The following is a 12,074-nucleotide window of genomic DNA, read 5'->3' as shown; positions in this document are numbered from 1 at the left end:
CGAGACCATCAACGGGCTCTACAAGGCCGAGCTGATTCACCGCCGAGCACCATGGAAAACCAGAGAAGCGGTGGAACTGGCCACGCTCGAATGGGTGTCATGGTTCAACCACCAACGCTTACTCGAACCCATCGGGTATATTCCACCCGCCGAGGCCGAAGCTAACTACTACCGTCAGCTGGCTTCCGACTTGGTGCAGGCCGCATGATCACTTAAACCAAATAGCCTCCGCGAAAACCGGGGCGATTCATTTCAACATGCCAAGCCAATCCGAGGAGGATGGGCTGGCCATGATTGACGCCATCCGCCGCCTGCGGCCCAAGTGGCCTATCATCGTCCTAACCATGCTCACCAACTCCGCCCTGCTCCGGGCTATCCATGAGCGTGGCGTGGCGGGCGTCGTGGTGAAGTCTGATGGTATGGGCGAGCTGGCAACCGCTCTCCAGTTCGTTGTTGCCGGTGACAACTACGTTAGTGCAAATGCCAAGCGGCTACTTCTGAAGTCGTCCCGGCGTGACGTTGGCTCGCCAGGCGCACTGTTAACAGATCGTGAGTCCGAGGTGCTGCGTCTGTTTGCCTCTGGCCGCACTGTCTCTGAAATCGCCGCGCTGCGTGGGCGAAGTGTGAAGACCATAAGCCACCAGAAGATCAGCGCCATGAACAAGCTGGGGCTGCGCAATGATCCGGAGCTCTACACCTATGCGCATGAGCATGGGCTGTGCTGACAGCGCCTGCCTTCCTTGATCACCCGAAAGAGGTGGCTAGGACGGGCATTTACTCTCTCGCAATGACGACAGCACGCACAAATACTTGAGTCGTACATGGTGCGTCGGCCAGATGGAGCGAGCTCCGAATACTCCGGCGTGCAGAACCGAATATGAGTGCGAGGCGACTGCATGGTAAAGGCGCGCGTGACTTGGCGAAGGCGCTTTCGCCTGGATTGCACATTCCTTTGACCACCCGCTAACGGGTGGCCTTTCTTTGGGGCGACGAAAGCGGCGACGTATCGCAAGAGACGCTCACAAGGTGCATCCCTACAACGTCATGGCGTTCCGAGCCACTCCATCTCGGACAGCGCAATGCCGTGCGATGACGCATGCTCAGCCCGCCAGCGATAGTGGCTGTAGTTCCCCGGATGCGCCACGCCGAATGCGCGTGTCTGTCGACGCCAGGGGAAGCTTTCGTCGCGCCGCTCGTCCAGGGTTGTCCAGTGAACGTTGTCGTTCGAGCCTTCCAGCGTCCATGCCTGGGGATCGCGTCCCACCTGTGCGGCAGACGTAAGGGTATACATGGTCACCTGCCGCGGCTGCTTCAGATCCAGTTGAACGGCTGGCTCACTGCCACGCAGTAAGGCTTCGGTATCCGAAGTGTTGTCACTCAAGGCACGTGCAGCAGCCGTGTCGCCAGCGACGAGTACCTGCGCACCCGCGCTATCGGCCAGGTCCACCAGCGGCGCTGGCGCGGCGCTGCCCGTAGTGATCGAGGGGAGTCGTGCCTCGCCTTCGGCACTACCCCACGCCGAGGGCGCATCACCCATACGGAAGTCGAGCACTGCACCCTTGGCAAGGTCGGCATGTGCCAGCCAACTGCGGTCATAAGGCTTGCCGTTGAGCGTCATGCCCTGGATGTAGCGATTGCGATCGCTCACTTCGGGAGCTCGGATGTCGATGGTCTTGCCGTTATCCAGGTGGATGATCATGTGCGGAAAGTACGGCGCGCCGATGGCATACGTCGGCGTGCCCATGCGCAACGGATAGAAGCCCGCGGCGCTGAACACCCACCAGGCGGACATCTCTCCATTGTCTTCGTCGCCGGGATAGCCCTGCCCGATCTCGCTGCCCGTGTAGAGGCGCGACAACGCATCACGCACCTTGTCTTGTGTCTTCCATGGCTGACCAGCCAAGTCGTACATGTAGAGGATGTGGTGCGAGGGCTGGTTGCTATGCCCGTACTGGCCCATGCGCACGTCACGCGCCTCCAGCATCTCGTGAATGATGTCGCCGTAGGCGCCGGTGTGGAACTGGGTGCCGGCCGCGAAGAAGGCATCGAGCTTCTTCGCCAGGCCGTCGATGCCGCCGTAAAGATTGGCTAGCCCCTGTCCGTCCTGCACGCTGTCGAACGTCATGTTCCAAGCGTTGGTCTCGGTGTAGTCACCACCCCAGGCGAATGGATCGAAATGGTCGGCATCAATACGCCATGCTCCGTCTGGCTTTCGCCCGACAAAGAAGCCTGTCGCCGCGTCGAACAGATTGACGTAGTTGAGCGAGCGGCTGTGGAAATAGCGGGCATCGTCTGCGTAGTGCGCCGCGTAAGGGTCGGCAGCGTCGTGATCGGCCGACAGTGTCTGCGCGAGCTCAGCGATACCGAAATCGTTGAGATAGCCTGCCATCGACCACGACAATCCCTCGTCGGTACTGTTGTCGACATAGCCTTTGAACACCGATCGGGCGATGCCTTTTCGACCCGCTCCAGGTATGTCGCTGACTACAGTCGCGTCCTTCAGGGCAGCCTGATAGAACGAGCGCACATCGAAGTTGCGGATACCCTTGTTCCACGCGTCAGCAAAGGCCACGTCAGCGCTGGTGCCCACCATGAGGTCGGCGTAACCGGGCGAGGACCAGCGCGCGATCCAACCGCCGTCGCGGTATTGCTGCACGAAGCCATCGATCATCTCACCGGCTTGTTTCGGCGTTAGCAAGGCATACGCGGGCCACGCGGTGCGGTAGGTGTCCCACAGGCCGTTGTTCACATAAGGCTTGCCGGCCAGCACGCGTGCTCCGGTCTGCGTTGCCGTGCTGGCGCCAGCGGCGGCCGAGAACGGGCTGGCGTAACGATAATCCGGATGCTGTGGCGTGCCGACGTTTTCGAAGGCTTCGTTCGGATACAGAAACAGGCGATAGAGGTTGGAATACAGCGTGACTTTGTCGCCCGTACTGGCCCCGGGGATTTCGATATGGCCGAGCATTTCGTTCCAGCGTTGCGCGGCACGTGCCTGCACGCTGTCGAAGGTGTCGTCGGTAGCGATCTCTTGTGCAAGATTACGCTTGGCCTGCTCCAGGCTGATCAGCGAGGTAGCAATGCGCATCGTCACGGTTTTGTTGGCACGGGTATCGAAGCCAAACCACGCGGCCACGTGGTCACGCCCCTGACCGCTCAGCCGACCGCTTTCCGTGATGGGCCGATCGAAACTTGCGTAGAAGAACAACCGAGTGGCCCCGGTCGACAAGTGGCTCGCTACATCCGAGTAGCCACTGATGCTGCCGTGCTCCGCATCCAGCTCGATGCCGCCCTTGTCATTGCGATTGTCGAACACCAGTTGCGAGCGATCACCAGCAAAGGTGAAGCGCATCATGGCTGCATGATTGGTGGGTGTCATCGCAGCGGTGATACCGTTGTCGAACGTGACCTGGTAAAGGTCGGCGCGGGCAATCTCGTGATCGTGCGTAAAGCCGAGTGAACGGGCCTCACGATCCAGCGGTGGCGCACCGGATGTCGTGGCCGCAGGCATGATCTGGAAGGTCTGTCGATCACCCATCCACGGGCTGGGCTCGTGACTCAGCGCAAACGCCTGGATGCGCGGGTGGTTATCCGCACCGTTGTGATCCTGGTACTGGTAAATCCAGTCGGAGCCCGCCTGCGTGGTGGGCGTCCAGAAATTGAAGCCATGCGGCAGCGCCACCGCGGGGAAATTGTTGCCGCGCGAGAAATGCGCATTGGCATTCGTGCCGCGTCGCGTGTCCACAAAGGTGTTGGGCGCAGCATCGGCACGGGCTGGCGCTATATCGACAAGGCGCAGGTCATCGAGGTAACCGTGAAACGCTTCCGTGCCTTTGGGCGCATCCTCGACTAGCTCGATGGCGGCCACGGTCTTGCCGGCAGCCACCGCACCTACGTCGATGTCCAGGGCGTTCCACTGGTTGTCGTGCAGCACGCGGGAACTGCCCTGCGCGGCGGCGCTTGCGTGCACGCGATGCTGGTCCACGGCATTGAGCGCCGACAGGCGCGTTCCGTCGGTAAACACCAGATCGACCGCCACATACTGCGCGTAACCGCGTGCCTGGCCGGAAGCATCCGCGGGGAGCACCACATACGACAAATGGGTGGAGGCTGTAACGGGCTGCTTCAGTCGATAGAGCGTGGCGCGTCGCTCGCGTCCATCCGTGACGGCATCGGCGTCGTATCGCAGGCTGCGGATACCGGTAAAGCCGGCGCCCGGCCGAGAGGTGAGGGAGTCCTCTTTGCCGGGGCCGGGTACCACGCTCATTCGCCAGCCTTGGACGCTGGCCGATACCGGCTGGGCATCGCCCGCCTCGAATGAGGTGACGAAGCCCGGGGTGGTTGTCGCGCCGTGCGCGATGCCCGCGAGACTTAGGGAAATGGCGACACCCAACATGCAACGGCTCACGTCCATCCGCACTTTCCGCATTTCCCCTTCCCTCGCTTTCGCTCGTTGATCTAATCACAAATTAGATCGATCTAAAACCCCTACCCAAAAAAGGGCCACGCGATGGTGACCCTTGCTTCAGGACGCTTCGGGACTGTAACGCGCTTTTGCACTCGGATGCTTGCTGCGATGCAAAAGCCCTATGCCATCCGCGGGCTACATCTGCTGCGCAAGGTTAACCAGCAAAGCAGGCAGCCGGCGCACTGGCGAACGCATCTGCCCCCATAGTTCAAATTTAACCCGGATGTTATTGACCCGAATAAATATACCCGGGTATATTTCGCACCCATCGCGTCCAATCGGGCGCAAGGAACCATTCGCATGTCCCAGACCCCATACCTCGAGCCGACCGCAGCTGCCGGCCGGAGCTTTGTCATGCGCGGCCTCACCGGCAACGTCGTTATGCTCAACTTGCTGCGCTTCCGTAACGTCGCCGACTACGCCGCCACGCCTGAGCTGGCTCCGCCCTCACCCATCACCGGAGAGGAAGCCTTTCGGCGGTATATCGCCCACACGTTGCCATTTCTGCACGAGTCCGGCGGCGACGTCGCCTTCCTCGGTGAAGGTGGACCGTTTCTGATCGGACCACCTGACGAACGCTGGGACATGGCGATGCTCATCTGGCAGCAAAGCGTTGAGTCGTTCCTTGGCTTTGCCTCACATGACGCTTACCTGGCGGGCATGGGGCATCGCACGGCGGCACTGGAAGACTCACGCCTGCTACCGCTAACGGATGCGACTCAAGGGTTCATGGAGAGAACGCAATGAACCAACCGCACATGGCACAACACAACGAGCGCAATGTCCGCCTGCTTCCCCGTCATTGGGCGTGGCTTGAGGCACAGCCGCGCGGCGTCCATGCGAGCTTGCGCCTGCTGGTGGAAATGGCCAGCCGGGATATGGATGGCCATTTCCGCGCAGTGCGAATCAAGGAAGAGTGCTACCTGTACATGCGCGACATGGCGGGCGACCGCCCCCATTTCGAAGAAGCCGTTCGCGCGATGTTCGCTAACGACACCGATGGATTGCAGCAACAGATGACGTCCTGGCCTACGCCTGTGCGCACGCACATCACCGCGCTGTTGGCCGCAACCCAGGTAAACGTCATCGGCAAAGAGCGCATGTGATGGATCGCGCAAGGCGCAAGGCACTCACCCAGTTCTACAAGCTGGCGCTACCGCCAATGGGCATCTACGCCGTTCGGAATCTGGCCAACGGGAGAATGCTGGTGGATCAGAGCACCAACCTGACCGGCGCCCTCAACCGCCATCGGACTGAGCTGAAGCTCGGCAGCCATCGCAACAAGGCGCTCATGGACGATTGGCGCGCACACGGTGACGCAGGCTTTGTGTTCGAGGTGCTGGAGAAGATCGAGGAGCGACCGGAGCCGGACTTTGACTACAAGGCGGAGATGACCCGGCTTCTCGCTCTGTGGCATACCCGCGTGCCACCCGGGTCTGCGGCTTCCTACCTCTAGCAGCGGGCGGCAGCGCGACGCATACAAAGTCCTTGCATCGCAAGCGCGACGATAGAGGGGATGGGTTTGCCTGATCGGGCATAGTTCCGTATCTTTGAACTTTAGAACATCACTCCCCTCCCCACACACGCAAAGAGGTTCCCCATGGAATATCGGCATTTGGGTGCATCAGGCTTCAAAGTGCCCGTACTCAGTTTCGGCACCGGCACGTTCGGTGGCAAAGGCGACTTCTTCGGCGCCTGGGGCAATACGGACGTCGCGGAAGCCAAGCGTCTGGTGGATATCTGTCTCGACGCCGGGCTGACCCTGTTCGACAGCGCGGACATCTACTCCAACGGCGTGGCCGAATCGGTACTTGGCGAGGCCATCAAGGGCCGTCGCGATCGCGTGCTTATCTCCACCAAGGCCACGTTCCGCTTCAGTGACGAACCGAACGATGTGGGCTCATCGCGCTTCCATTTGCTGAAGTCCTGCGATGCTGCCCTCAAGCGCCTGGGCACCGATTACATCGACCTGTTCCAATTGCACGGCTTCGACGCGAAGACGCCCGTGGAAGAAACACTGTCCACGCTCGATGACCTCGTGCGCGCGGGCAAGATCCGCTACGTGGGCGTGTCGAACTTCTCCGGCTGGCACCTGATGAAGTCCCTTGCCGTGGCCGATCGCTACGGTTACCCGCGTTACGTCGCCAACCAGGCGTACTACTCGCTGATCGGCCGCGATTACGAGTGGGAACAGATGCCGCTGGGTATCGACCAAGGTGTAGGCGCTGTCGTGTGGAGCCCGCTGGGCTGGGGCCGCCTGACCGGCAAGATCCGTCGTGGTGCCGCGCTCCCCGAGACGAGCCGACTACACAAGACCGGCGACATGGGGCCGCAGGTGAGCGACGAATATCTCTACCGCGTGATCGATGCGCTGGATGAGGTCGCCGCGGAAACAGGCAAGACCGTGCCGCAGATCGCGCTGAACTGGCTGCTGCAGCGCCCGACGGTATCGACCGTGGTGATCGGCGCGCGCAACGAGGAACAACTGAAGCAGAACCTCGGTGCGGTGGGTTGGAACCTCACCAAGGAGCAGGTGGCGAAGCTGGATGCCGCGAGTGCCGTGACGCCGGCATACCCGTACTGGCACCAACAGGGTTTCCAAGAGCGCAATCCTTCGCCAGTGTAACTAGCATCAAAAAGGGCGCCTCATCGGGGCGCCCTTTTTGTCTTCCCGCAGCAAACCTCAGCCTGCGTTGAGCGCCTCATCCACCATGGCCTGCGCTTCTTCCAGCAGGCGCTGCAGATGCGCCTCGTCCTTAAAGCTTTCAGCGTAGATCTTGTAGATGTCCTCGGTGCCCGACGGACGCGCGGCGAACCAGCCGTTGGCCGAGGCCACTTTGATGCCGCCGATAGCTGCGCCATTGCCCGGCGCACGATCCAACACAGCCTCGATCTTTTCGCCGGCAAGCTGCGTGCTCTTCACCTGATCGGGCGACAGCTTCGAAAGCCTGGCCTTCTGCTCGGTGTTGGCCGGCGCGTCGACGCGTTCGGATACCGGGCGGCCCAGCTCGTGGGTCATCTCGCGATACAGCTCGCCCGGATCCTTGCCCGCACGCGCAGCGATTTCCGCCGACATCAGCGCCGAGGCGATACCGTCCTTGTCAGTACTCCAGACGCCGCCATCGCGACGCAGGAAGGACGCGCCCGCGCTTTCTTCGCCGCCAAAGCCGAGCGATCCGTCGAACAAACCGTCAACGAACCACTTGAAGCCCACCGGCACCTCATAGAGCCTGCGACCGAGCCGCTTGGCCACCCGATCGATCAGCGCCGAGCTGACCAGCGTCTTGCCCACAGCGGCGTCGCTGCGCCACTGCGGACGATGGCGGAACAGGTAATCCACCAGCACGGAAAGATAGTGATTGGGCAACAGCAGCCCCGTGCTGCGTGTGACGATGCCGTGGCGGTCATGGTCGGTGTCGCAGGCGAAGGCCACGTCGTAGCTGTCCTTCAGGCCGATCAAGCGCCGCATGGCGTAGGAGGACGAGGGATCCATGCGGATCTTGCCGTCCCAGTCGACGCTCATGAAACGAAAGGTGGGGTCCACCACCTCGCTGACCACCGTCAGGTCGATGCCGTAGCGTTCGGCGATCGGCGCCCAGTAATGCACGCCGGAGCCGCCGAGCGGATCGACGCCAAGATGCACACCGCTGGCACGGATCGCATCGAAGTCGATCACGTTCGCCAGATCGGAAACATAGGCGTCGAGATAGTCATGCTCGTGCGTGGTCGATGCACGCAGTGCCTCGGCCAGCGGCACGCGACGCACGTCGCGCAAGCCGCCTTCGATCAACGCGTTCGCGCGCTTCTGCACCCAGCCTGTGATGTCCGTATCCGCCGGACCGCCATTGGGCGGGTTGTACTTGAAGCCGCCGCCATCGGGCGGATTGTGCGAAGGCGTCACCACAATGCCATCAGCCAGCCCGCTCGTGCGTCCCCGGTTGTAAGTGAGGATGGCGTGCGAGATAGCCGGTGTCGGCGTGTACTCGCCCCCCTTGGAAACCATGGTGTGCACGCCGTTCGCAGCAAGCACTTCCAGTGCGCTTTCCAGCGCGGGCTGCGACAGTGCATGCGTGTCGATGCCGATGAACAGCGGGCCGTCGATACCCTTCCCTGCGCGGTATTCGCAGATGGCCTGGGTAATGGCCAGCACATGCCACTCGTTGAAACTGTGATCGAACGAACTGCCACGATGGCCGGACGTGCCAAAGGCTACGCGCTGGCTGGGCACGCCCACATCAGGGCGCAGATCGATGTAAGCGCCACGCAGACGGGCAACGTCCACCAACTGGGCTTCGGGAGCCGACTTGCCGGCCAGTGAACTGAGGCGACTGCTCATCGGCGCACCCCGTCCCGGACGACAGAAACAGGCTGGCTCAAGCGGTAAGACGTGGTCATGCGAAAACGCATCCTGGGTCTGCAGAAAGACCCGCATTGACCCTCGCCACACCGCTACGTGTCAATACCGCAAGCGTTTTGCGGCGTGGATATCAGGTGAAATGTGGACTGCAAGGGCGGACATCGTTCAGCGCAATTGGCTGTCCTTGCTGCCACGGCGGTTATACCCGCTGAATGCGTCTTCCTGGTCGTGCGTGGTTTGGCAGTTGACGCACAGGCGCACGCCCGGCACCGCCTGACGCCGTGCTTCCGGAATCGGTGCATCGCACTCTTCGCAATGGGTAAGCCCGGGGCCTTTCTGCAGACGGCTGCGTGCACGCTTCACCGCATCTTCCACGGTCGCGTCGATCTGATCCTGTACAGCGCCGTCGCCGGCCCAACCTGTCGCCATGGCTGCCATCTCCCATACTTGCCGTGACCCCGCCAGGGTGCCACCGGCTAAATGTAGGGCCGCAAAGGCTTTTTTCCACCCCTTGGGGCAGTAGAGGCTATCCGCGGTTCAGAACCGTTTGCGCAGGAAGTAGCGTGCGCCACCCACCGGATGGTCCGGAATTTCGCCGAATACGGTGTAACCCAGCTTCTCGTAGAAGCCGCGCGCCTGGAACGCAAAGGTGTCGAGCCATGCCCCCACGCAACCACGCTCCAGGGCTATCTGCTCGGCACGCTGCATGAGCGCCGTGCCGACATCCTGTCCACGCATGGATTCCGGAACGGCGAGGAGATCCACGTGCAGCCAGTCGAGCGCGGTTTCGCCCCACAGGCCGCCAACCGTATGGCCATGCTCATCGCGTAGCGCGATCACCAGCGGCTGGATGTCCAGCGTGGGTACCTTGCTCTGGTTATAGGCCAGCAAGGGAGCGGCAATGGCGCCGCGATCGGCGGCATCAGGCTCATCGATGCTGTGCAGGTGCCAGGACATCAACGCGCGGCATCCGGCGTGGTCGATGCCTGTGGCGGCACTGCCGTGGACCCGTTGATCTCGGCCACGTCACTGCTGCCATCGAAACCACCACCCAGGGCCTCGATCAGGCGGATGGAAATGTCAGTCTGCTGGCTCTCCAGCAGGGCAAGGCGCTGCTGTGCCACCAACAACTGCTGGCGGCTGGTGAGTGGCGTCAGCGGACCCCGCAGACCGCCCTGATAGGCCTTCAACGCATCGTCCCAGCTCTTCTGTGCGTCATCCACGGAGCGCTTCTCCAGCACGATCTGCTGACGAACGGAGTTGAGCGCGGAGACCTGATCGGAGACGTCGTTGAGCGCACTGATCAGCAGGCCGTTGTAGCGAGCCACCATGGCGTCGTAGCCCGCGTCCGCTGCTGCCAGGTTCGCACGGCGACGACCACCATCGAAGATCGGCAGGCTCAGCGCCGGGCCAAACGCGTACTGCCGCGCCTGCAGCGAGAGCACATTGGTGCTCGCGCCTACGGCGATCAGCCCGGCCATGGCCGAAACGCTGATATTCGGCAGGAATTCCTTCTTGGCGGCCTTGACCTCTTTGCTGGATGCTTCGATTTCCCAGCGCGCCGCCACCAGGTCTGCACGGCGACCGAGCAGATCCACGGGCAGCTTGTCGGGCAGCACGGCCGGGCCGTGGTCAGCCATATGCGGACGTTCGATGGCGAGGCCGCGATCCGGCCCCTGCCCCAACAGCACCGACAGGCTGCTGCGCGCAGCATCGATAGCACGGTCGGCAGCCACCTTCTGCTGCTCGGCACCCGCCAACTGCGAGTCAGCGAGATGTTCCTGCTGCGGCGTGTCGAGGCCACCCTTCACCAGCTTGCGCGTGACATCAAGGGTGCGGCTGGAGCGCTCGAGTTCGGCGTCGGCCACGTCTTTCTCGGCAAACGCATAGCTCAGCTGCACATAGGCACGAGCCACGTTCACCGACAACTCGATACGTGCGGCATAAGCATCAATCTCGGCCGCGCGGCTGCGGCCCAACGCGCCTTCCCAGGCGGCTCGCTTGCCGCCCCACAGGTCGAGATCCCATGAGAAATCCGCGGTGAGCGATTTGCTCCAGGCGAACTTGCCGAGCACGTACTCGGGATAGAGCGGGTTCTTCTTCGACAGGTCGGCGCCGGTGATTGATGCATCAAAACCCGCCTGCGGCTTGCGGCTGGCGTTGACGCTGTCGGCGATAGCCTGTGCTTGCCGTGCGCGCGCCTGCGCCTGGTCCAGACTGGGGTTGTTCTTCAGTGCCTCTTCAATCAGCGCAGTGAGCTGCGGATCGCCATAGCCCACCCACCAGTCCTGCTTCGGCCACGCGGTGGGGCTGAGCTGCACATCGGCCAGGCTACGCTCGGATTTCAGGTTGCCCGGGTCGGTCATGGTGCCCGTGGTATGCAGGCCGCGACTGGTCGCGCAACCGGCAAGGACGAGGCTGAGCGCAATGGCGGCAGGAAGGGCAATGGAACGCATGGCGGATATCCGGAAAAGAAGACGCAGAAGTGCGCGGCGCTCGTTGCGGCGTGAAGGGCCGCAACAGAGGTTTATAGAACATCGCGCAACGGACGCGAGCGCTCACTTATATGCCGATTATATCGCTGCGTCTCAAGGGTGCGTAGCGCGGTTTCGCGCGAAAACACCGCCACCAGGCCTCTACTTTTGTCCAATTGCCAGCGCCCTGACGAGCACGCTCGCACTTGGCGACGCGGCCCTGCCCACTTAACCTCAAGGGCCGCCCGCGATGCTCGCCATTGCCGAGCCCCGCCACATGTCACGCAAGGAACCCACGCGCATGCCCAAAGTTTCGTCTGCCAGCATCGTTTCGACGGATAGCCATTACCTTCATCACATCGAAGCCGGCCATTTCAAACTCGACACCGACGAACCCGTGAAACTCGGCGGGAAAGGCACGGGCCCAGCGCCGTTTGACTACTACCTGGCATCACTCGCCGCGTGCACGGCGATCACCTTGCGTATGTATGCCGAGCGCAAGGGCTGGGAGCTTGGCGAGTTCCGTGCAGAGCTGCAGCTCGATCGCGACGATGAGGGACGCTTGCACGTCATGCGCACACTGCACGCCACCGGCCCGTTGACGGACGAACAATGGGATCGCCTGCTGGAGATCGTCGCCAATACACCGGTCACCAAGGCGATGCGCGAAGGCGTCGACATTGCCAGCCGTCGCGGCGACATCTCTCCATCGACATGAATCGAAAGCACGGAGCGAAATGCAGTCCAATGGCTAGCCCAAGGTGGACGTGCACCGGTA

12 protein-coding genes are annotated in these 12,074 nt (G+C 62.2%); 7 read left to right on the top strand and 5 right to left on the bottom strand.

Translation table 11 applies throughout. The annotated features are described in order from the left end of the window. Both DyAD56_RS23280 and DyAD56_RS23275 read left to right on the top strand, forming a co-directional pair. Positions 1–208 (top strand): IS3 family transposase (locus DyAD56_RS23280; RefSeq protein ID WP_146010606.1); only part of this gene is annotated, 208 nt, incomplete at its 5' end. A gap of 82 nt (positions 209–290) precedes the next feature. Then, positions 291–725, top strand: a complete 435-nt coding sequence (locus DyAD56_RS23275; protein WP_158241437.1) for a response regulator transcription factor — start codon at positions 291–293, stop codon at positions 723–725. Between the two features lie 317 nt (positions 726–1,042). Here DyAD56_RS23275 and DyAD56_RS23270 read toward each other — a convergent pair whose 3' ends face one another. Then, a complete protein-coding gene (locus tag DyAD56_RS23270) occupies positions 1,043–4,411 on the bottom strand; it encodes a GH92 family glycosyl hydrolase (protein ID WP_233202824.1) in 3,369 nt (1,122 codons plus the stop codon). 354 nt (positions 4,412–4,765) lie between these two features. Between DyAD56_RS23270 and DyAD56_RS23265 the strand changes: the two genes are divergently transcribed. The 4 genes from DyAD56_RS23265 (at position 4,766) to DyAD56_RS23250 (ending at position 7,091) form a co-directional block, all read left to right on the top strand. Continuing rightward, positions 4,766–5,212, top strand: a complete 447-nt coding sequence (locus tag DyAD56_RS23265; protein WP_233202823.1) for a hypothetical protein — start codon at positions 4,766–4,768, stop codon at positions 5,210–5,212. Then, complete coding sequence (locus tag DyAD56_RS23260; protein ID WP_102305210.1) at positions 5,209–5,571, top strand: DUF2239 family protein; 363 nt, start codon at positions 5,209–5,211, stop codon at positions 5,569–5,571. The genes DyAD56_RS23265 and DyAD56_RS23260 overlap by 4 nt, the downstream gene beginning before the upstream one ends. Further along, entirely contained in the window at positions 5,571–5,921 is a 351-nt protein-coding gene (locus DyAD56_RS23255; RefSeq protein WP_102305209.1) for a GIY-YIG nuclease family protein, read from the top strand. Before DyAD56_RS23260 ends, DyAD56_RS23255 begins: the two co-directional genes overlap by 1 nt. Before the next feature lie 144 nt (positions 5,922–6,065). After that, positions 6,066–7,091 carry an aldo/keto reductase gene (locus tag DyAD56_RS23250; protein WP_102305208.1) on the top strand — a complete coding sequence of 342 codons (1,026 nt, stop codon included), beginning with the start codon at positions 6,066–6,068 and terminating at the stop codon, positions 7,089–7,091. A gap of 57 nt (positions 7,092–7,148) precedes the next feature. On the opposite strand, the gene pgm is transcribed toward DyAD56_RS23250, so the two are convergent. The 4 genes from pgm to DyAD56_RS23230 form a co-directional block, all read right to left on the bottom strand. Beyond that, positions 7,149–8,801, bottom strand: a complete 1,653-nt coding sequence (gene pgm / locus DyAD56_RS23245; RefSeq protein ID WP_102305207.1) for a phosphoglucomutase (alpha-D-glucose-1,6-bisphosphate-dependent) — start codon at positions 8,799–8,801, stop codon at positions 7,149–7,151. A 186-nt stretch (positions 8,802–8,987) separates the two neighbouring features. After that, a complete protein-coding gene (locus tag DyAD56_RS23240) occupies positions 8,988–9,251 on the bottom strand; it encodes a DksA/TraR family C4-type zinc finger protein (RefSeq protein ID WP_102305218.1) in 264 nt (87 codons plus the stop codon). A 108-nt stretch (positions 9,252–9,359) separates the two neighbouring features. Continuing rightward, complete coding sequence (locus DyAD56_RS23235; protein ID WP_102305206.1) at positions 9,360–9,779, bottom strand: GNAT family N-acetyltransferase; 420 nt, start codon at positions 9,777–9,779, stop codon at positions 9,360–9,362. Further along, complete coding sequence (locus DyAD56_RS23230; protein WP_102305205.1) at positions 9,779–11,278, bottom strand: efflux transporter outer membrane subunit; 1,500 nt, start codon at positions 11,276–11,278, stop codon at positions 9,779–9,781. The genes DyAD56_RS23235 and DyAD56_RS23230 overlap by 1 nt, the downstream gene beginning before the upstream one ends. 319 nt (positions 11,279–11,597) lie before the next feature. On the opposite strand from DyAD56_RS23230, the gene DyAD56_RS23225 reads away from it, so the two are divergent. Beyond that, on the top strand, positions 11,598–12,014 hold the full coding sequence (locus tag DyAD56_RS23225; RefSeq protein ID WP_102305217.1) for an OsmC family protein: 417 nt from the start codon (positions 11,598–11,600) through the stop codon (positions 12,012–12,014). Positions 12,015–12,074: the final 60 nt, after the last annotated feature.

The sequence above is a fragment of the Dyella sp. AD56 genome (assembly GCF_002878475.1).
Classification (GTDB): Bacteria; Pseudomonadota; Gammaproteobacteria; order Xanthomonadales; family Rhodanobacteraceae; genus Dyella.
This window is presented reverse-complemented; position numbering and strand designations above follow the sequence as displayed.

Excerpts from the sequence above, each read along its gene's own strand:
- DyAD56_RS23235 (WP_102305206.1), bottom strand. The coding sequence starts at position 9,779 with ATGTCCTGGCACCTGCACAGCATCGATGAGCCTGATGCCGCCGATCGC.
- DyAD56_RS23275 (WP_158241437.1), top strand. The coding sequence starts at position 291 with ATGATTGACGCCATCCGCCGCCTGCGGCCCAAGTGGCCTATCATCGTC.
- DyAD56_RS23225 (WP_102305217.1), top strand. The coding sequence starts at position 11,598 with ATGCCCAAAGTTTCGTCTGCCAGCATCGTTTCGACGGATAGCCATTAC.
- DyAD56_RS23265 (WP_233202823.1), top strand. The coding sequence starts at position 4,766 with ATGTCCCAGACCCCATACCTCGAGCCGACCGCAGCTGCCGGCCGGAGC.
- DyAD56_RS23260 (WP_102305210.1), top strand. The coding sequence starts at position 5,209 with ATGAACCAACCGCACATGGCACAACACAACGAGCGCAATGTCCGCCTG.
- DyAD56_RS23270 (WP_233202824.1), bottom strand. The coding sequence starts at position 4,411 with ATGGACGTGAGCCGTTGCATGTTGGGTGTCGCCATTTCCCTAAGTCTC.
- DyAD56_RS23240 (WP_102305218.1), bottom strand. The coding sequence starts at position 9,251 with ATGGCGACAGGTTGGGCCGGCGACGGCGCTGTACAGGATCAGATCGAC.
- DyAD56_RS23255 (WP_102305209.1), top strand. The coding sequence starts at position 5,571 with ATGGATCGCGCAAGGCGCAAGGCACTCACCCAGTTCTACAAGCTGGCG.
- DyAD56_RS23250 (WP_102305208.1), top strand. The coding sequence starts at position 6,066 with ATGGAATATCGGCATTTGGGTGCATCAGGCTTCAAAGTGCCCGTACTC.
- DyAD56_RS23230 (WP_102305205.1), bottom strand. The coding sequence starts at position 11,278 with ATGCGTTCCATTGCCCTTCCTGCCGCCATTGCGCTCAGCCTCGTCCTT.
- pgm (WP_102305207.1), bottom strand. The coding sequence starts at position 8,801 with ATGAGCAGTCGCCTCAGTTCACTGGCCGGCAAGTCGGCTCCCGAAGCC.